This window comes from Lentimicrobiaceae bacterium, assembly GCA_020636745.1.
In the GTDB taxonomy this organism is placed as follows: domain Bacteria; phylum Bacteroidota; class Bacteroidia; order Bacteroidales; family Lentimicrobiaceae; genus Lentimicrobium.
On the sequence record JACJXH010000001.1, the window covers coordinates 440,208 to 461,443 of the forward strand.

Annotated in this window: 15 protein-coding genes; 9 read left to right on the forward strand and 6 right to left on the reverse strand. The window is 40.4% G+C overall.

From position 1 onward, the window contains the following. The first annotated feature begins 188 nt into the window (after positions 1–188). The 3 genes from pta to H6541_01780 are packed head-to-tail and all read left to right on the forward strand — an operon-like array spanning position 189 to position 3,431. Positions 189–1,190, forward strand: coding sequence for a phosphate acetyltransferase (gene pta / locus H6541_01770; protein ID MCB9014492.1), 1,002 nt, complete (start codon positions 189–191; stop codon positions 1,188–1,190). 36 nt (positions 1,191–1,226) lie between these two features. Then, entirely contained in the window at positions 1,227–2,195 is a 969-nt protein-coding gene (locus H6541_01775) for a 3-hydroxyacyl-CoA dehydrogenase family protein (GenBank protein ID MCB9014493.1), read from the forward strand. Between the two features lie 33 nt (positions 2,196–2,228). Beyond that, positions 2,229–3,431, forward strand: a complete 1,203-nt coding sequence (locus H6541_01780; GenBank protein ID MCB9014494.1) for an acetate kinase — start codon at positions 2,229–2,231, stop codon at positions 3,429–3,431. 61 nt (positions 3,432–3,492) lie between these two features. Here the strand turns inward: H6541_01780 and H6541_01785 are convergent, their stop codons facing one another. The 4 genes from H6541_01785 to H6541_01800 all read right to left on the reverse strand — a co-directional run bounded on the left by H6541_01785 (position 3,493) and on the right by H6541_01800 (position 7,889). Next, the gene (locus H6541_01785) at positions 3,493–4,236 is read right to left on the reverse strand and encodes a YebC/PmpR family DNA-binding transcriptional regulator (protein MCB9014495.1); all 744 of its coding nucleotides are present in this window, start codon (positions 4,234–4,236) and stop codon (positions 3,493–3,495) included. 157 nt (positions 4,237–4,393) lie between these two features. Further along, entirely contained in the window at positions 4,394–5,947 is a 1,554-nt protein-coding gene (locus tag H6541_01790; GenBank protein ID MCB9014496.1) for a DUF2807 domain-containing protein, read from the reverse strand. A gap of 275 nt (positions 5,948–6,222) precedes the next feature. After that, on the reverse strand, positions 6,223–7,380 hold the full coding sequence (locus H6541_01795) for a hypothetical protein (GenBank protein MCB9014497.1): 1,158 nt from the start codon (positions 7,378–7,380) through the stop codon (positions 6,223–6,225). Positions 7,381–7,403: 23 nt separating this feature from the next. Beyond that, the gene (locus H6541_01800; GenBank protein ID MCB9014498.1) at positions 7,404–7,889 is read right to left on the reverse strand and encodes an RNA polymerase sigma factor; all 486 of its coding nucleotides are present in this window, start codon (positions 7,887–7,889) and stop codon (positions 7,404–7,406) included. A gap of 166 nt (positions 7,890–8,055) precedes the next feature. Between H6541_01800 and H6541_01805 the strand changes: the two genes are divergently transcribed. Further along, complete coding sequence (locus H6541_01805) at positions 8,056–9,600, forward strand: PAS domain-containing sensor histidine kinase (GenBank protein ID MCB9014499.1); 1,545 nt, start codon at positions 8,056–8,058, stop codon at positions 9,598–9,600. Between the two features lie 28 nt (positions 9,601–9,628). After that, entirely contained in the window at positions 9,629–10,750 is a 1,122-nt protein-coding gene (locus tag H6541_01810) for a response regulator (protein ID MCB9014500.1), read from the forward strand. A 21-nt stretch (positions 10,751–10,771) separates the two neighbouring features. Here H6541_01810 and lepA read toward each other — a convergent pair whose 3' ends face one another. Continuing rightward, positions 10,772–12,559, reverse strand: a complete 1,788-nt coding sequence (gene lepA / locus H6541_01815; GenBank protein MCB9014501.1) for an elongation factor 4 — start codon at positions 12,557–12,559, stop codon at positions 10,772–10,774. Positions 12,560–12,828: 269 nt separating this feature from the next. Between lepA and gap the strand changes: the two genes are divergently transcribed. Continuing rightward, positions 12,829–13,824 (forward strand): type I glyceraldehyde-3-phosphate dehydrogenase, encoded by a 996-nt coding sequence (gene gap / locus H6541_01820; GenBank protein MCB9014502.1) that lies wholly within the window; start codon positions 12,829–12,831, stop codon positions 13,822–13,824. Positions 13,825–13,896: 72 nt separating this feature from the next. Here gap and H6541_01825 read toward each other — a convergent pair whose 3' ends face one another. Next, positions 13,897–16,581, reverse strand: a complete 2,685-nt coding sequence (locus H6541_01825; protein ID MCB9014503.1) for a gliding motility-associated C-terminal domain-containing protein — start codon at positions 16,579–16,581, stop codon at positions 13,897–13,899. A 264-nt stretch (positions 16,582–16,845) separates the two neighbouring features. Here H6541_01825 and H6541_01830 point away from each other — a divergent pair, with 264 nt between their 5' ends. The 3 genes from H6541_01830 (at position 16,846) to H6541_01840 (ending at position 21,230) form a co-directional block, all read left to right on the forward strand. Next, positions 16,846–19,080, forward strand: coding sequence for a bifunctional (p)ppGpp synthetase/guanosine-3',5'-bis(diphosphate) 3'-pyrophosphohydrolase (locus H6541_01830; GenBank protein MCB9014504.1), 2,235 nt, complete (start codon positions 16,846–16,848; stop codon positions 19,078–19,080). Between the two features lie 189 nt (positions 19,081–19,269). Further along, the gene (locus H6541_01835) at positions 19,270–19,770 is read left to right on the forward strand and encodes a transcriptional repressor (GenBank protein ID MCB9014505.1); all 501 of its coding nucleotides are present in this window, start codon (positions 19,270–19,272) and stop codon (positions 19,768–19,770) included. A gap of 164 nt (positions 19,771–19,934) precedes the next feature. Further along, a complete protein-coding gene (locus tag H6541_01840; protein MCB9014506.1) occupies positions 19,935–21,230 on the forward strand; it encodes an adenylosuccinate synthase in 1,296 nt (431 codons plus the stop codon). Positions 21,231–21,236 lie beyond the last annotated feature (6 nt).

A 21,236-nucleotide genomic window follows, 5' to 3' on the forward strand; every position in this document is an offset into this window, starting at 1 on the left:
TGTGCTGATGTGTAAAATAACCCCTGGTAACAGCCGCCCGATGTAATGGCACAAAATGAACAGCCATAAGGATAGGCGCTTTAACTGAAAAATAACATATGATTAATTTAAAACACCGGTAAATAAGTTATAAATTTGCGGGCTGAAACTCAACTTGTTTAATACAATTCAGCCAATCTTTACTTACCATGTCATTGATGAAAGCCATCAGGGAAAATGCACAAAAGTTAAATAAGTGCATTGTACTACCCGAAGGAACCGAAGAACGGACGCTTAAAGCAGCCGATTTTATCCTCAAAGAAAAACTTGCCAGAATCATCCTTATCGGAAATAAATCCGAGATTCAGAACAAAGCGAATGAATGGGGACTACAGTTTATTGTACAGGCAACAATCATAGATCCTGTTGATAATCCCGATAAGGAACGTTATGCTAAAATTCTTTTTGAAATCAGAAAATCAAAAGGGATGACATGGGAGGAAGCGCTCAGGCTTACTGAAGATCCGTTGTATCTTGCCACCTTGTTGATTAAAGCAGGTGAAGCCGACGGAGAAGTGGCAGGTGCGATGAATGCAACAGGTAATGTATTGCGCCCGGCTTTTCAGATTGTTAAAACTCTTCCGGGAATCAGTGTGGTATCAGGTGCATTTCTGATGATTTTTAAAGACAATCCTTATGTGCCGGGTAATATTCTGGTTTTTGCTGATTGTGCTGTTCATCCTGATCCAACTGCTCCAGAACTGGCAGAAATAGCTGTGTCAACGGCCTTGACAGCTAAGGCTATTGCCGGGTTAGAGCCCCGCGTGGCTATGTTAAGCTTTTCAACCAAAGGCAGTGCTAAACACGCACTTTGCGATAAAGTGGTTGAAGCAACAAGAATTGCACGGGAAAAGGCTCCATGGCTAGAAATAGACGGCGAGCTGCAGGCCGATGCAGCTATTGTTGAAGCTGTGGGTATGTTAAAAGCCCCCGGAAGTCAGGTGGCCGGCAAAGCCAATGTGCTGGTTTTTCCCAGTCTTGAAACAGGGAATATTGCTTATAAGCTGGTTCAGCGTTTAGCCGGTGCAGAAGCCATAGGCCCGGTGTTGCAGGGAATGGCTGCACCTATTAATGATTTGTCAAGAGGTTGTTCAGTAAGCGATATTGTTAATTTGGTCGCTATTACTGCCAATCAGGCTGGTGGCATGTAATTTATCCTAAGAAAACTTAATAATACCATCATAAAAATGTCAGAAAGATTAGAAGATTTTAGCCTTGGAAAAACCATGCAATCCAAAGGCTCATTGCAAAAAGTGGGCGTTGTTGGCTGTGGGGCCATGGGCCAGGAAATTTCTGTGCTGGTCAGTCAGTCAGGAATCGAAGTTGCTTTTGTCGATATCAGCGATGAACGGGTTGCCGAGGTCTTTAAACGTATTGAAAACCAACTTGACGATCGCATTAGTAAATGGGGCCTTACCGGAAGTGAGAAAAAATTAATCCTGTCCCGCATCAAAGGTTCAACTGATTATTCAAGCCTGTCTGATTGTGATATTGTTATTGAAACAGTAAACTCTAAAAAGAAAGGAACCAGCCTTGAATTAAGAATGGAGATTTTCAAAAAAATTGAATCTGTGGTTTCAGTTGATACCGTTATCGTGTCGAACACTGCAACACTTATGATTTCTGAAATTGCTTCAGTGCTCAAACGCCCTGACAGAGCCATGGGCTTGCATTTCTTCTCACCGGTGAGCAAGGTTAAAGTGATTGAAGCGGTTCGCTCTGTTTATACCTCAGATGATACTTATAATCTTGTTAGTAAACTTGCTTTGTTGATTGGCAAAAAGCTGATCAATGTGAATGAATCAGCAGGAAATATCAGTACCCGCATGCTTGTTCCCTTGATTAATGAAGCTTGCGAAATTTTAATGGAAGGCGTTGCTTCGGTGATGGATATTGATGAAACCATGAAAGAAACTTCCGGTCTTCAGTTGGGCCCTTTCGAAATGGCAGATAAAATCGGTCTCGATAAGGTGCTGAAATGGATGGAAAATCTGTACATTGAGTTTGGAGAACAGAAGTATAAACCATCGCCTGTGCTGAAGCGCATGGTAAGGGCCAATATAGTGGGTCGCCGCGTTGGTGAAGGATTTTATCTGTACAAAGGTTCTAAAAGAATTCCAAAAACAGGTTCTATCATTAATTTAGGTCGCGAATAGTTTTCTTCAACATTTTTACGAAAAAATTTTAAAATGAAAGTAATCGTTTTGAACTGCGGAAGTTCATCCATAAAATACCAGCTTTTTGATTTGCCTTCCCGTGAAGTGCTGGCTAAAGGCCTGGTCGATAAAATTGGCCTCAAAGGTTCACTAATTAAGCATTCACGCAACGATGGTGTTGAAGTAAAGCTCGAAGGTGAAATTCTTGACCATCAACTTGGAATAGAATATTTACTCGGCGTCCTTATCAGCGAAAAATACGGAAGTATCAAAAGTCTGGATGAAATTCAGGCTGTTGGACACCGTGTGGTGCATGCCGGTGAAAAGTTCAATGGTAGTGTTTATATTACGGATGATGTAATTAAAGCTCTCGAAGAATGTATTGATTTAGCACCTCTGCACAATCCGCCAAATCTTAAAGGAATTTATTCAATTACCAGGTTATTGCCCGAGGTGCCTCAGGTTGGCGTATTCGATACTGCTTTCCATCAGACAATGCCCGATTATGTTTATTTATACGGGATTCCATATTCTTTGTATGAAAAGCACAAAATCCGCCGCTATGGTTTCCATGGTTCCAGTCACAGGTATGTTTCTCAGCGCGCATGTGAAATACTTGGAAAAAATATTGAGGATCTGAAAATTATTACCTGCCACCTTGGCAATGGCGCTTCTATAGCCGCCATTCAAAATGGGAAATCGCTCGATACTTCCATGGGTATGACCCCTATTGAAGGTTTGATGATGGGAACCCGTACCGGTGATTTGGATATCGGAGCTTTTATTCAGATTATCAATAAAGAGGAAATAGATGTGCCTGTTGCCAATACCCTGGTGAACAAACATAGTGGTATGTTGGGCGTTTCCGGAGTATCTTCTGATATGCGTGATGTTGAACTTGCTGCCGAAGAAGGTAACAAAAGAGCAAAGGTAACGCTTGAAATGTACTATTACCGGATAAGAAAGTATATCGGAGCATATGCTGCTGCCATGGGTGGTGTCGATTTAATTATCTTTACTGGCGGAGTTGGCGAAAACGATTCTGTTACCCGATATCTTACTACCAAGGATATGGAATTTATGGGCGTAATTTTTGACCAGAATAAAAATCATGGCTTACGTGGTAAAGAAGCTGTGCTTACTGCTGATGATTCGCGGGTAAAGGTGATGGTTGTTCCAACCAATGAGGAACTTGTAATTGCCCTTGATACCTATGATATTGTTACTTCTTTGTAAAACAATATATGAATAAAAAAAGGCAACCCATCGGGTTGCCTTTTTTTATTTGTCAGATTTCTTAGTCTAATTCATCCATAAGCTCGTCGGTTAACTCAAGGTTGTGGAATACGTTGTTAACATCATCGTCTTCCTCAAATAAATCAATAAGCCGCATTATTTTTTTTGCTGCTTCCTTATCAACCTTGACTGTGTTACGGGGCAGGCGCTGTAGCTCTGCATTTTCCGGCTCAATTTTTAATTCTTCAAGTTTTTTTATCATGGCGCCAAAATCTTCCATGGCTGTAGTAACTGTAATCGTTTCGTCTTCCAGCTGTATGTCTTCTGCTCCGGCATCAATAAGCTCCATTTCGAGCTCATCCATATCAATTTCTCCTTTAGGGATGGTAAAAATGCCTTTGCGGTCAAACAGGAATCCAAGTGAACCATTGGTGCCAAGGCTGCCCCCGAATTTATTGAAGTAAGAGCGAACATTGGAAACGGTTCGCTGGACATTGTCAGTGGTACATTCAATAAATACAGCTACTCCATTTGGTGCATAACCTTCATAGGTGGTTTCGGTATAATTGGCACCATCCTTGTCTGAACCTTTGTTAATGGCTCTGGTAATATTATCTTTAGGCATACTGGCACCCTTGGCGTTGGCAATTGCCAACCTGAGTCTGGGGTTTCCATCCGGGTCAGGGCCACTTTCTTTAACAGCTACTGTTATTTCTTTGATGATTCTGGAGAATATTTTTGAACGCTTTGCGTCCAGAGCGCCTTTCTTGCGTTTAATGGTTGACCACTTATTATGTCCCGACATATATTTTTGTTTTTTTGTTTTTGCTTCATTATCTGATGTCTGGCAAACTCACATCCAACATATCATCAGATTTTCGTGGTAAAATTACTAAAATTTTTAGAAACGAAAAATGCTGCCGTTTTTTGGCGGCAGCATTGGCAGAAACAACAACGGCATATTACCAGCTTGCGAGGGTAATTCCCACTGCAAAAGGATAAAGTTCAGGGCCGCGGTTATCTTTAAATAAGGTGCTGAGCGAATAGTTGGCAAATAAATTTATTTTACCCCATCCAATTCTGCCCATTAACTCAAATTTAAAAGGATTGGTGTCATATCCTTTATTGTCATGGTTTTTGTCCTTTTCTTTACTTCCGTCGTCGTAAACCATTTTTGTGTGTGAACCAATACGTAACCCGGTTAATAATCCACCCCCAATGTGAAAGCTGTTTTTCTTTGAAAACCTGTTTGTCTGGTATTCAAGAAGTATGGGCAGGGTCAGGTAGTTAACAACCAGTTTGCTTTTTAAATAATTGGTTCCCTCTGCATTCATATTTATGCCGTCAATTAATCCGGCTTCGTTTCTGACAATGGCTACATTGTTCTCAAATCGATAGTTGTTCCATTCAAATCCGAGCCCTGTTGTAAGGCCAAAGTTATTGCTGATAAGATTAAAATTTTGTTCAAAAAAGTTGATTGAAACGTTAATGGATTTTTCCATACGAAGGTCAAGAAATTCATAGCCTGCAGGCATATCGAACTTCATGTCTTTATTCACATATCCGTTAATTCCCATGTCAAAACCACCCCAATGACCGTCAAATCTTTCATTTCTGTGGCGTTTAAATCCTACATTCCCATCTTCATCAATCTCCAGTTCATTGCCTCCGATTTTTACTTTTGTCGGGTTTCCTTCAACTACTTCAACCTTGAGGTTGCCAATATTTACGAGTGTTGAATCTCCTGCTTCAGAAGTTATAACCAGACCTTCTAATTGGTCAGTATTCACTGTTTCCGGATTGTCGAGCTGTAGATTGTAGTTTCCGGTCTTGGTTATCCTTTTAACCTGTCCGTTGTCAATATATGACATGGCACCGGCTCCGCTTACCTCGGCATTCAGGCTGCTGCTGGCATACACCTGTGCTTTAGCTGCTCCACTTACTTCAGCAGTTGTGGAAATGGTGCTGAGTTTGTAGGCGTCGAGCTTTGCTGCACCTGATACACTTGTCGTGTGTTCAGCTGCTTTGCCCGATATAATGGCTCTGGCTGCGCCGCTAATGTCGCTTTTAAGTACTTGCGATTCAATTTCTATGGTGGTTTTTGATGCGCCGCTGGCATCAAGGCTCAGGTTTGAAAAGTTCAGATTTCCTGTCGATTCAATTTTTGCCGCGCCACTGATTTCTATATCTTTTAAATCAGGCACTGTGATATAAACTTTGAGAGCACTCGGGTTGTTTAGCCCGCTCGAGGTAATTTCCAGTTTGTCGTTGTTAACTTCAGTTATAACTTTATCAATGTAGTTATCATCTGTTTCAACAGTGACTATGGTCGGGCTCCCCTGGTTCAGCTTTACATAAAAAGCGCTGCCAACTTCAATAGCGGTGAAGTTTGGAAGTGTTCTGTCCTGTTTTACGATGTTTCCGCTGCCTTTAGATTGTGCGTAGCCGGCGTTGAATGAAACAAGGAAGCAAATCGCTATAGCGGCTAGCTTCAGAGATGTGGCAGTTGTTTTCATAATATTAAGGATTAGTTTTGTTTTGTTGTTTTGCTTTTTCTTTGTGACGGGCAACTGTATGAGTTTGTTACAGAAGTTATCTTTTTTTTTGCTGTTGATGACTCAAAATGGGGAAAGGGAGGGTGATGGTCTTAAGTTTAACTTAAAAGTGTGTAAATGAAGCTGATGGAAAAGTTTAATTACATGCTCAACCAATTCGGTTGTAACAATGAACTTGTCTGATACAGTCAGGATGAAAGTATAGGAATGAATGGATTGATAGCAGAAAGGGCTAGCTAATTGTTTCTTCTTCTTAAAGAGTAATTTTTGCCACCTTCTGAAAGCCTGATATTACTGACTTCGCCATTTGTATTAACATCTCTCTGGAGTTTGAGGTCGTTATCAGTGAGCATATTTATTCCACTAATTCCAATATCTGCCAGAAGCCAGCCATTTAAATTTTCAGGAATTTGCGATGCAATTTGAGCACCGGAGCTCAACAAACTATTGGCTCTTCTGCCCGCCTTGAATCTGGTCAGTATTTCCGGCTGATTGTCATTAACGTCATCGGATTCTCTGGTCTCAAGTCCTGCTAACATTATTTCCTGCGAAAGTCTGATATCTTCATAAAGATCAGAATAAAAATTGCGTTGCTGACTTTCTGGTGTAGGGCTTGATACATTGATGAAATGTTTTTGAGGAAGCGGGCTGAGGTTCTCTTCAATAGGTTTATTGCCGGCATTTGCCTTAACGGTTTCTTTTATTATTGTTTTTTGGCGAACAACTCCGTGGGGCTTTGGTGCATTTTCTAATATATCAGCCTGTTTTGCTGATGGCAATATTTCATTTTCCTTTTCTGAATTTTCAATACGGGCAGTAGCCTTTATTGTTGGTTGTTCAATTCCGCCAATGGTATCTTGAAGTGATTTATCTGACTCGGGTGAAATTCTCAAGTAAATAGAAATAAGAATCAGGATTGAAGCAGCAGCAGCACCATAATAGAATATGTTGCGCCATGCAGCAATCACCTTTCTTTTCAATTCAGCTTTGGCAGGATAGTAAATTTCCTTGTTAGGCCTGAGGCGGGCTGCTTTGTATAAATTAAATTCATGGCGTAGCTCAGCATGTTGATTTAAAAATTGTTCAACAGCGACAGTCCCTTTTTCAGATAAGTCGCCTTCATGGGCAGCGATGAAATAATGTTCGTAATTGCCGGTATTTAAATGAATAGCATCATTATCGGCGGGTTGTTTTAATGCTTCGGCAAATTCAAAGGTTAAACGGGCTTCAGGCTCAAGTGTAAAGAGCCCTATTTCAGCAGCTTCTTCTTTTAAATCGGGATTTTGCTCAAAAAAAAGCAGTAGCTCTGCCACCTCCACTGTGTCAAGCTTACCATCGAGGTAGTCAATGATGAATTCTTCGTAATTCTGAAGACTAATTCCTTTGTTTTTCATGGCATCTCTCTCCTTATGCCTTGTTAAATTACCCGGTCGGGGCTTCCAATGTAGTTTTTAAGACTCACTCGTGCACGATAAATATAAACTTTTACCTGCGATTCATTTAATCCGGTAATTTGTCCGATTTCTTCATATGTGTAACCTTCATAATCACGCAGGGTAATTACCGCTTTTTGCATTTCAGGCAAAGTTTCCAGGGCAAGGTTCAGCACTTCCTGAAGATCGGAGTAACTGTTGTGCACAGAAAGTCGGTTTTCATGCTCTTCTTCTAACCTTGACATCCTTTTTTCGCGTCTGATTTCATCAATCATGGTGTGATAAGCTGTGGTGAACAGATATGATTTGGCTTTTACGTAAGAAATTTCTCCTGATTTTTCCCACATCTTTGAAAAAGAGTCCTGTACTACATCGCGCGCACGCTCCTGATTCCCAATGTTTTTGAGAATAAATCTGTATACGCCATCCGCGTACCTGCTTACACATTCATTGTATTCCGCTGTTGTCATCTGCCCTGATTGGTTCAGTCGGTTGCTTATATGACAATTTACTGGCTGAAATGTTACAAGATTAATAATTATTTTTCATTGCCTGTGAATTTTCAATTCATTCTGTTTCTTTAAATAATTAACTTTGTTATTATTTTGATACTTTTCTGACTAACTGATAAATAATATGATGCCTCGTGAAACATCTAATGACTTGCTAATGAATGGTGTAGCTTATTCTAATGTTGCTGAGAAGGTGTATACTGATGAATCCGTTTTTTCATATGTATGCAATCGTAAAGGACAAATGAGCTCCTTTATGTTTAATGGCAAACGATTATCAGATACGGGTAACTTGAAAAATGACGGCCTCCCTGCATTTTGGCTTAAAGCCCTTGAAGTTTTTTTGGACGGAAAAAGCGTACAAGATCTGGAACTGATCAATAGTGATGCACCTGTTGAATGGACATCTGAAGTTTTTTTTCAGGGAGAAGTTTTTCGGTTTAACATAAGTAAACTTCCGATTGATATTGGCAACGGAGACAAGATTTTACTGACAACCATAAAAAACAGTGCTACAACACAAGCGCATTCGGATGAAGTGGCTATCAGAAGAATGTTGTTTAACCTGGTGGCTGATAATATGTCTGATGTGTTTTGTGTTTTTGATTTAAACGGGAAACCAATTTTCATAAGCTCTTCTATCGAAAAACTAACCGGATATACATCGGCCGAACTGTTTCAAATGCCTATGGCTGAAGTACTCAGGCCGGTTTCATACGGGGTTCTTAAATCTGTTTGGGATAAATTTACCGGTATTGTCGAAAAATCTGAGATTAAAAGAGAAGCTTTAAAGTCTGAATTGTTTGAACTCGAGTTTGAAAGAAAGGATAAAATATTATGCTGGGCAGAGGTTTCTGCTGCTTTATTTTGTGACGAACACGGAAAGACGCGTGGTATTCATTGTCTTATCAGGGATATAACAGAACGCAAAGAAGAGCAGGAAACCATGCACCATACTTTGCAGCACGAAATAGAGCTAAGTATGGTAAAGTCTAAATATATTTCTACCATTTCGCATGAATTCAGAACGCCCTTGTCAATTATCTACAGTAATCTTCAATTGCTAGAAAACCATCGTTTTCAGCTTGATGAGGAAACCATTGGTGATGCTTTTGAATTGAGCCGCATGGCTGTGAAGTCCTTGCTCAGAGTGCTTGATAAAGTTACTGTAATTGATGCTGTTAATAAAAATAAACTCGAATTTAAACCTTCATCTGTCAATTTGCCGGATGTGTGTCATCGGATTGTTAAAGATTTGAATGAAATGGAAATGTATCCCGACAGGATAGAGCTTATGATTGATGCAATTCCTGATGAAGTGTGGATTGATGAGAGTTTGTTTAACCATATTTTCATAAACCTTCTTCATAATGCACTTAACTTTTCGGATAAGAAGAAGAAAATTCAGTTTAAGGTAAGTCTAATTGACAGCCGGGAAGCTTTGTTTGTTATTTCAGATAATGGAATTGGAATTCCTGAAGAAGAGTTCGGTTATATTTTTGAACCTTTTTACCGCGCAAGTAATTCTCGCAATGCACGGGGCTCAGGATTAGGACTGGCAGTTGTCTCTGATTGTCTGCGACTTCACAATGGCAAAATCAGTTTTGAAAGTAAAGTTGGTGAAGGTTCAGTTTTTAAAGTAATTTTGCCAATTATACCAGAAGGCTAACTTAAATTTAGTATATAAAAGTTGATATATGAACGGTGAAACCAGTAATATTAAAATTTTACTTGTAGAGGATGATAAAGCTCTGGCAATAACTATATCCAACTTGCTCAGGGTGAAAGGATATGAGGTGACTCATGCCGGCGATGGAGCAGCTGGTATTCAAAAAGCATTTGCTCTTTTGCCCGATTTAATTCTTTGTGATATTTCTATGAATGAAATTAGTGGCTACGATGTTTTTAATGTATTGAAAGAGAGTTCGGCTACAGCAATGATTCCTTTTGTTTTTCTAACAGCCAAGTCTGATTTAAAGGAAATCAGGTTTGGCATGCAGTTAGGCGCCGACGATTATATAGTAAAACCTTTTGAATACGATGAATTGTTAACCTCAATTGCCACCCGGCTCAATAAAGCTGAAGCTCATCGCAAGGCAAACGAAGAAAAATTTATTGCCTTGTCGATGATTTCGCCATATGGGATTTACATTTATCAGGGAGATAAATTTATTGAAACCAATCCCAGCCTTTCGTCTGTAATTGGCTATTCGCGCGAAGAGTTGCTTGGAATGGGTTTTAGCGATATCATTGTTGAACAGGACAGGGCCGCTGCTATTGATAAAATTACAAGATGTCAGCGGGGATTTGAGAAAGAAATTCATATCAAGTTTAAAGTAAGACATAAAGACGGGCACATTATAAATATTGAACTATACGGAATTGAAGGATTAAAGGTAAAAGGGCGCTCCAGTTTATTGGGAGTTTTTAATGTTCTAAAGCCTGATGTTCAGGAAAAGAAAGGGCTGGAGAGCTTAAGTCTTAAAGATATTGAAGAGTTTGAAAAGGCTGTTGACCTGATTTCAGGAAACCGTAGCTATGTTTCTACCGAGCTGATTAACCGGCTGATTGCTGTATTCAAGGATAATGAAACAATCAAGGAAAAAAGCACAGAAGATGTTATTTGTTTCTCAAACAGAGAACTTGAAGTGCTGGGCCTTGTTTGTAAGGGGTTGTCAACCAAAGAAATAGCTGATAATTTGTTTATCAGCAGCCGCACTGTTGAAAAACACAGGGCAAATCTGATGACCAAAACAGAAGCAAAAAATATTATAGAAGTAATAATCTATGCTGTTAAGCATAAGCTAATCGACATATAACAAAACAGGTGCAGGGTTGTACTAATCAAGTTTAAGTACAGCCAAAAAAGCGGTTTGCGGCACTTCAACATTGCCTACCTGACGCATTCTTTTCTTGCCTTTTTTCTGTTTTTCCAAAAGTTTACGTTTACGCGTGATATCACCTCCATAACATTTGGCTGTAACATCTTTTCTTACAGCTTTAACAGTTTCACGCGCAATTACTTTAGCTCCAATCGCAGCCTGAATGGCAATGTCAAATTGTTGCCTTGGTATCAGTTCTTTAAGTTTGGTACACATTCTCCGGCCGAAGTCATAAGCATTATCCTGATGAATAAGTGTTGATAGTGCATCTACAGGCTCACCGTTCAGAAGAACATCAAGCCTCACCAGTTTGGCTTGCTTGTAGCCGGTTACATGATAATCAAATGAAGCATAGCCTTTAGAAATGCTCTTGAGTTTGTCATAGAAATCAAAAACAATTTCACCCAGTGGCAGCTCAACAGTCAGTTCAATTCTGTCGCTGGTTAAGTAAACCTGATTTTTCAATGTGCCTCTTTTGCCAATACAAAGAGTCATAACAGCTCCAACATAATCCGATTTCGAAATTATCTGAGCTGTAATGTAAGGTTCTTCAATAAATTCAAGATAGTTGGGGGCAGGTAATCCTGAAGGATTATGTACTTCGATGATTTCGCCCTTGGTAGTATGTGCTTTATATGAAACGTTAGGAACCGTGGTAATGACATCCATGTCAAATTCCCGGTCCAGTCGTTCCTGAATAATCTCCATATGGAGCAAACCCAAAAAGCCACACCTGAATCCAAACCCCAGCGCGGCCGATGATTCCGGCTCAAATACCAAAGAAGCATCGTTCAGTTGAAGTTTCTCCATTGAAGCCCTGAGCTCTTCATAGTCATCTGCATCTACCGGGTAAATACCGGCATATACCATGGGTTTTACATTGGTAAAGCCTTCTATAGCTTTGAGACATGGTCGTTTGACATGGGTAATGGTATCGCCTACTTTTACTTCTTTTGAGGTCTTAATGCCCGAAATAATGTAGCCTACATCGCCGGCCCGTAATACGTCTCTGGGCTGTTGCACCAGTTTTAAAACACCAATTTCATCGGCATAATACTCTTTTTGGGTTGCAAAAAATTTAACAAAGTCACCTTTTCTGATTTCTCCGTTAATAATTCTGAAATAAGCAATTATCCCTCTGAAAGAGTTGAATACTGAGTCGAAAATTAATGCTTGTAGCGGAGCTTCAGGATCGCCAACCGGAGCTGGAATGTTCTTGATAATAGCCTCAAGAATCTGTTCAATTCCCATGCCGGTTTTGCCACTGGCCCTGATAATGTCGTCGGGTTTACAACCGATTAAATCTATAATCTGTTCTTCAACCTCCTCAGGCATGGCATTATCCATATCCATTTTATTCATAATGGGGATAATCTCCAAATCATGTTCTAATGCCAGATAAAGGTTCGAGATTGTTTGCGCCTGAATGCCCTGTGTGGCATCAATAATAAGCAAAGCTCCTTCGCAGGCAGCTATTGACCTTGATACTTCATATGAAAAATCAACGTGTCCCGGAGTGTCAATCAGATTCAGTTTGTAGTTTTCTCCTTCAAACTTATATTCCATCTGAATGGCATGACTCTTAATGGTGATTCCGCGTTCACGTTCCAGATCCATATCATCGAGCACCTGGTTTTGTTGTTGTCTCTCCGATAGAGTACCTGTGAATTCAAGGAGTCTGTCAGCAAGTGTGCTTTTGCCGTGATCTATATGGGCAATGATACAAAAGTTACGGGTGTTTTTCATCGGTGCAAAGGTAAGACGAAAATACGTATGTTTTTATATGCAAAATGATAGTTCATTACATTTGATTCAAATCTGTTTGAATGCTTCTGTTTTCAAGCCTTTCAGTAGTGTTTGGATTCTTTATTTTCAGGCTGAAAATACTGTTGTTCAATAAATTTGACTGCTTTTTTACAATAAGGAGGCATTTTGCAATTAAGCAATTTAATCAGTACCTTTGCACCGTTTTTTTCAGAATAATTACTAACCTAAGTAAAAGTAAAATGGCAAAAATTAAATTAGCGATTAATGGATTCGGAAGAATCGGCAGAAATGTGTTCAAACTGGCTCTTGAAAGAGAAAACATTGAAGTTGTAGGTATCAATGACCTTACCAGTACAAAAACACTTGCTTATTTGCTCAAATACGACTCAACTCAGGGTCGGTTTGCCGGAAAAGTTGAATTTGACGAAACTTCGCTTATTGTTGATGGCGTTAAATATGCTGTAACAGCAGAACGTAGCCCTGTGAATATTCCCTGGGCAGTTACTCCTGATGTAGTTGTTGAAGCAACCGGTATTTTCCGTGCTAAAGAAAGTGCAAAAGGCGGATATGGCGATCACCTTAAAAATGGCGCTAAGAAAGTTATTCTTACCGTTCCTTCAAAAGATGCAATTGACCGTACGATTGTTCTTGGTGTGAATGATCATGATTTAAAAGAGTCAGATCAGTGCATTTCTAATGCTTCCTGTACAACCAATTGTCTTGCACCGGTTGCCAAAGTGCTTAACGATAAATTTGGTATCGAAAACGGGTTAATGACAACCATTCACTCATATACCAACGACCAGACTATTCTTGATGCTCCTCACAGCGACCTGCGCCGTGCCCGCTCTGCTGCCGTCTCTCAGATTCCAACAACTACCGGTGCTGCAAAGGCCGTAGGAATTGTTATTCCTGAGCTTAAAGGTAAACTTGATGGACTTGCAGTTCGCGTTCCAACCCCAACCGGATCTCTTGTTGACCTCGTGGTTAACCTCAAAGTTGAAGTTACCAAAGATCAGATTAACGCTGCTATGAAAGAAGCTGCTGAAGGTCCGATGAAAGGTATTCTTGAATATACAGAGGATGAAATTGTTTCTGTTGATATTGTTCACAATCCTGCTTCTTCAATCTTTGATGCACAAAGTACAATGGTTAACGGAAAAACTGTAAAAGTTCTTTCATGGTATGACAATGAATGGGGATATTCAGCCCGCGTTGTTGACCTCGCTGAAAGACTCTTCTAAGGAATAAAGCTTTATTTTTCAAAAAGGGCTGCCTTTTATGGCAGCCCTTTTTTGTGTAGTATCAGGATATCATCACCTTAACAGATGTATGCTGTCTGTGAGCGTTCGTTTTTGTATCCGCTTGTCGTCAGGCGTTTCAGGTGAGCCTACTACTTCATATACATCACAAACGTAAAAATAAACGCCATCAGCACACTCTTTGTTTGAGCTCTTGTCACGACCATCCCACTTTATCTCAGGATCATTGGTTTCAAATACCACGACTCCCCATCGGTTAAATATTTTCATATCAACTTTCTCAACTGATGTATAACCCGGAAAAGGAACAAAAAAGTCGTTGAAACTATCACTGTTTGGCGTAAAAACATTCGGTAACCGGTACCTGGGGCAATTATCAATGCTAACACAAACTTCAGTATAGTTTGTTGTATCTGCATTGCCGTTCAAATCTTCACCCACCAGGAAAAAGCATCCGGCAATAGTCTGCAGGTTGTTGTACACGAAACTTGTTGTTAAAGCATCAAAAGTGCCTATAAGTATATGTGGTGAACCTTTTCTGTACAGATAATATCTTTCTATGTCGGGTGCGCAGCTTGTTGATAAATCATTCCAGCTGAAAGCAAGGGATTGATTGTCACAGTTGACTTCCACTTCAAGCACAGGGGGGCATGGTGCAACATTGTCTTTGGGCTTTTCACAGGTCTCCTGCGAAAAATTTATAATCGGGTCGATATAACCCGGAGTGCCATAAGTACCCGATGTTCTGACCTTGTAGCAGTATTCCTGGTCGTTTATCAATTCTTTGTCAGTGAAAACTGGTAAATTGCTGGTTGCAATGGAGTCAAATAGTTGAGTAATGTCGTTTTTTCTGAAAATGGTGAATTCCTGATTAACCCAGGGTACATTATATTGGATAGTTACTTTTATTTCTTTGTCGGATGGGGCCGTTTTTATATAAACGGATGATGCAGGCACTGCAAACCCGATAGAGAAAGTGTTTCCCGGGGTGTTGTTGATAAATTCTATCGAATAGGTCCAGGCAGTATCCCGTGTATTCAATCCGGTATCTGTAAAAGTTGTGTCGTTCAAATCAAAAAATTCGGCTACCAGCTGACTGTTTGCACTGTTAAAACCCTGAGATCTGTAAAGCCGGTATATAAAAGGGCCGGGTGTTTGAATTAAATCAAGTTCAGTTGGTTTCGACCATGCTATATAGATGTTACCATCGTTTGTTGAAGTATTGTTAACGCTTACATTGGTAATGACAGGGAGATCTTTTTTCAGACTGGCACAAAACTCTTCCGATGCAATGCTTTCTGCCCCGTCTTCAAACCATGAAGTAACGATATAACAGTAACGGATTCCACGTACAAGGCCTGCTCCGTTATTGTTATCAGTATAGGTAGTGAGATTTGCCCCCGAGGTTTGAGCAATAAGGCTGTAGCCAGTTTCAGGAGGAACTCCTGTTTCACAATTTCCCGGTAAATAGCCCGTAGAGCCTGCTCTGCGATAAATTCTATAGCCTTGTGCTTCAGCACAAATGTGCTGATCCCAGTTCAATATAAGGCTGTTGCCCAAAGGAACAGCGCTTGGATTTAAAACGGGAGGTGCTATTACGGAAATGTTGGTTGTTTTGAGGTCGAACAGATTCACGGGGCTGCCATTGTCAATGGCCTTAAAATAAATCTGATAAGGCGATTTTCTTATATGCTGGCAAACTGTAGGCCAGATTAATGTCTGACTAACCTGTCCGGCAGAATCGCCGGGCTGTTCAAAAGTAGCAGGGCTGACAGGAAGGATAAGCGGGCCTCCGCTGGCCGTAAGTCTGATATTATTATTGTCGGCATCAGTAGCTTTTACAAAAAGCCTCAGCGTGTCACCGGCAATTACACAGGTGTCTGAAATTACTTCGAGCACAGGCGGGTTGTTGTCACAGGCACTGATGTTCACCTGCATATCTCTTGTAACATATCCAACCCTGATGCCATTTCGCCATTCTTCAATAATAAAGGCAAAATTGTATTCGCCTTGCCGCGTAGGTTTATCCCAGTAAATGTCTCCACTTACAGGATTTATGGTAAAAGTGCCCGGATTTTCAGTGTCAACTTCACTTGGAAGTTCATATCCCGGAATGTCTAATCCGCCAGCTCCTTTACAATTCACGAGCCTGTATGATAAGCTGTCGCCATTCGGGTCATAAGCTCCGGCGTTATGCAGGTATGGCAATCCAACACATCCATTGTCGATAGGAGGGAGCAGTAAAACGGGCGAACTATTGCTGCCCAGAAAAGGATTAATAACCAGCAGTGTTTCAATGTAAAGCGGTACATCAACTGAGTTTGGAATGTTCTGAATGCCCAGGTTTCGGTTAGGATCTTCAAGCCAGATACGATAGGTACTCGCCGCAGCATAAGTGTGAATGCCTTTATAAATGTTTAACCTGATTTCAACAGAGATGTTTTCACCGGTATGTTCGCAAAATATACCAGCAGGTGTTTGTCCTGATGGCCCGTTGGATCGGGGAAGCACACTGCTCTGTCCATCTCCCCAGTTAATGGTGAGTTCGCATCTGTCAGCAGCACTGGGCGCAAAAGTATATGTTGTGATGGTAACCTCATATGTCAGGCCGGAAATCTGCCGGTAGGTGATTTCCCCGGCCCGCTGATGGGTTGCCATTGCTGAAAAACTAAATATCAGGACTGATATAGCAGGGAATAAAACGCGAAAAAGCCTGAGTTTATACATGCCTGAGTTCATTGGGTTGGTTTGGTGCAGAACAGCCGCACAATTTAATATGTTCAAAAGTAGTCAAAATTCAGTAAATCCTTCCATTTTGCACAAAAACAATACCGAATCTTTGTCTTATGCTCAAGAATTGCAGCAGGTATTCAGGTTATTTGATCAAACACGAAATATTTGCTTTGCAAATTTGTTATTTTCGCTGAATTATGCCAGTTTGCAGTGTTCTTTTAATGATTAACTTTGTTTTGCTTATTACTCCATTAAACCAGTTTTTACCGCATGTATACAATCAATCCTGAACAGGAACGTAAGGAAATTCTTAAACGATATCGTGAGCTTTTAAATGCCTGGAATACTGGTGCGGGAGAGAGAAATCAACGTATGGTTCGTAAGGCTTTTAACCTTGCAGCAACCGCACACAAAGATATGCGCCGTAAAAGCGGGGAGCCCTATATTTATCATCCAATTGAGGTGGCTCGCATTGTTGCCGGCGAAATAGGACTGGGCGAAACTTCCATTGTATGTGCCTTACTGCACGATGTGGTTGAAGATTCCAATTATACCAACGATGATATCAGGCGGATGTTTGGCGATAAAGTAGCCCGCATTATTGATGGCCTGACCAAAATTAAAGAACTTTTTGACCATACCACAGCCTCGGCGCAAGCAGAAAACTTTCGCAAGATGCTCCTTACCCTTTCTGATGATGTTCGGGTAATCTTGATCAAACTGGCCGACAGGCTGCATAATATGCGCACCCTCGATGCCATGCCGCCAGAGAAACAACTGAAAATCGCTTCTGAAACCATTTACCTTTTTGCTCCTCTCGCACACCGACTCGGCCTGTATGCCATAAAAAGTGAACTTGAAGACCTGGCACTTAAATATACCGATCCGGAAGTTTATGCCACTATCTCCAGAAAACTTGCTGAAACCGAAGTGTCACGAACGAAGTTTATCAATAAGTTTATTTATCCTATCCGCAAAGCACTTCTTGAAAACGGAATGGAATTTGAAATTCTGGCACGCGAGAAATCAATCTATTCTATTTGGAATAAAATGAAATCTAAACAGGTGCCTTTCGAGGAAGTGTTTGACCTGTTTGCTATCAGAATTATTATTGATACAAGTTTTGAAAATGAAAAATACCAATGCTGGCAGGCTTATTCCATCGTAACCGATTATTATAATCCTAAACAGAACCGTTTGCGCGATTGGATTTCTACTCCTAAAGCCAATGGATACGAATCATTGCATACAACTGTGATGAGTCAAACCGGCCAGTGGGTCGAAGTGCAAATCAGGACCAAGCGAATGAATGAAATTGCCGAAAAAGGCTATGCTGCTCATTGGAAATATAAGGAAAAATCAAGTGTTGAAAGCGGACTGGATCGTTGGCTGAATAAGATTAAAGAGTTACTGGCTTCGCCCGATTCCAATGCGCTTACCTTTCTCGACGAGTTTAAACTCAATCTGTTTGCTGATGAAATAATGGTGTTTACCCCTAAAGGGGATGTGAAAACACTTCCATCCAATTCCACCGCGCTCGATTTTGCTTATAATATTCATTCCGAAATAGGCAATCATTGTATCGGAGCCAAGGTTAACCATCGGTTGGTGCCTCTTAATTATCAGCTTAAAAGTGGCGATCAGATTGAGATAATAACTTCGCGGAAACAGAATCCACGTGATGAGTGGATCAATTATGTTGTTACCGCCCGAGCTAAATCTTTTTTGAAAGATGCACTCAAAGAACAGCGAAAAAAATATGCCGATGATGGCCGTGCAATGCTGGAGGGTTATTTCAAAGAGCTGAAAGTGGAAATGACCCGTAACAATTTATTGCTCTTGCAGGAATGCAATCGCATCAATTCAACCATTGACCTTTATTATAAAGTAGCGCTCGGAGAATTGGGACTGAAAGAGCTGAAGGATTGTATGCAACAGCACGATAAAAGCGGATGGTTTAATATCATTACCCGGCCATTTGTCAGATCTAAACCCAATATCCCGCAGCGAATCTCTGAACAGGTGCGGAATAAAATTCCCGAGAAAAAAGGCATCGTATCAGAAAATGAAGTTGAATATCGTATTTCTGAATGTTGCAACCCAATTCCGGGAGATGATGTGCTTGGCTTTGTGGCCCAGGATGAAAGCATTTGGATACATCGCACAAATTGTCCCGAAGCCATTCAGCTAATGTCCAAATATGGTAACCGAATCGTTAAAACCAACTGGTCAAACCGTGAGGCTGCCACATTTTTAAGTGGCATCAGGGTTGAAGGATTTGACAGGCTGGGGCTGATTAATGAGATGGTTAAACTCATTTCTGAACAAATGAGCCTGAATATAAGGTCGTTTCATATAGATTCAACCGGAGAAGTTTATGAAGCTACTATACTTTTAATGGTGCATGATACGGATGATTTGAATCGTTTAATGAACGAAATGAAAAAATTGCAGGGAATAAGTAGTGTATTTCGTATCAGCAGAATTTCTGATGTAGCCCGATAAATTTTTATTAATCACTAAAAATGCATGTAAGTCGTTGATAAGCAGTTGAATATATTATTTTTATTTATTCCAAATATTAATAAGGATTTTTATTACTTTTATACCCGATTCAGAAGTAAGCCTGTTGCTGCCTGAATTTTTGTATTTTGCTTGATATGAATTATTAGGCCGTTAAAATATCCAATCGACATGAGAGATAATGACAGACTGAATTTTGACACGGTAAAAGGTATTTTTACTGACTACCTTGAAAGTCACGGACACCGTAAAACGCCCGAACGATACACTATTCTGAGGGAGATTTATGCTACCGACGGGCATTTCGACATTGAAACCTTGTATATTCAGATGAAAAACAACAAATACAGGGTTAGTCGTGCCACGCTGTATAATACAATTGACCTGTTGCAGAACTGCAATCTGGTTACAAAGCATCAGTTTGGTAACAATTGCTCGCAATTCGAGCGATCATTCAAATTTAAACAACACGACCATTTTATCAATATTGAAGATGGTACTGTCCTGGAATTTTGCGATCCGCGGCTTCAGGAAATTCAGGCTTCTATTGAAAAGATGCTGGGTGTTACTATCACCAATCATTCTCTTACATTCTACGGTTATCTGAATAGTCAGTCTAAATCTGGTAATAAAGAGACGGATGCTGCTAAAATAGAAACAGAAACAGTTTAAGTTTTCTGATGTAAGATGAGATTTCGGAAAGATTAATTCCTGATTTGCCCGATTTTTACTATCATTGCACAACCATTGAAAACCAATGGAATAAATCGGAAAAAAGGTGAAACCTTGTAGCAAAGGCTTCACTTTTAGTGTGTTAAGATGTAACCTAATTTATAATGAAAGTTGACGTACTACTTGGCCTGCAATGGGGCGACGAAGGAAAAGGTAAAATTACGGATGTTCTGACACCGGAGTATGATATTATTGCCCGTTTTCAGGGAGGGCCCAATGCAGGTCATACGCTGGAATTTAACGGAATGAAACATGTACTTCATACCATCCCTTCAGGTATCTTTCATGCCGATAAGATGAACGTGATTGGCAATGGGGTGATTGTTGACCCCTGCATTTTTGCCCGTGAAATTCTCAAACTTCGCGAAAGAGGTGCCACTCCTGAGAAAAATCTGTTGATATCAAAAAGAGCACATCTTATTTTACCTTCACACAGATTAATCGACAGCGTTTATGAAGCTGCAAAAGGTAAATCTAAAATTGGTTCAACCCTCAAAGGCATTGGCCCTGCTTATACTGATAAAGTTGCCCGCAATGGTTTAAGGGTAGGAGATACTGTTCTGCCTGATTTTCGCAGCCGGTACGAAGCTCTTAAATCTGAACATTTTAGAATTATTCGCTCCTATAATCCCGACCCTGAATTACTTAAAATTGAAAACCTCTCATTTGAAGAGTATGAGAAAAACTGGTTCGATGGATTGAATTATATAGCAGATATCAAGCAGATTGACAGTGAGTTGTATATAAATCAAAGCTTGAAGGAAGGCAAAAGGATTCTGGCAGAAGGTGCTCAGGGAGCCATGCTGGATATTGACTTCGGAACCTATCCTTTCGTCACTTCTTCCAATACGATCAGTGCCGGCGTTTGCTCCGGTCTTGGCATCTCGCCACAAAGTGTAGGTAAGGTCTATGGAGTGTTTAAAGCATATTGTACCAGAGTTGGTAGTGGCCCTTTCCCAACCGAACTGAATGATAATACAGGAGAAAAAATGCGAACCAACGGCAACGAATTTGGTTCCACAACAGGACGCCCCCGCAGATGCGGCTGGATTGACCTGCCTGCGCTCCGCTATGCAGTTATGCTTAATGGAGTGACAGACCTTGTGATGATGAAAGCTGATGTGCTTGACGATTTTAAGGAAATTGGTGTTTGCAACCAATACAAAGTTGATAATGACTTGTTTGATTTTCCTGGTTATGAAACGCTTAACCAGAATATTGAGCCGGTTATTGAAAACCTTGAAGGATGGAATACCAACCTTTCGGGTTTTACGGAATGGAATAAACTACCTGAGAATTTCCGTAGTTACGTGAAATTTATTGAAAATACACTTCATCTGCCAATTGCGGTAATTTCAGTCGGACCAAACCGGGATCAAACAATTGTCAGAACAGTTTAAATGATG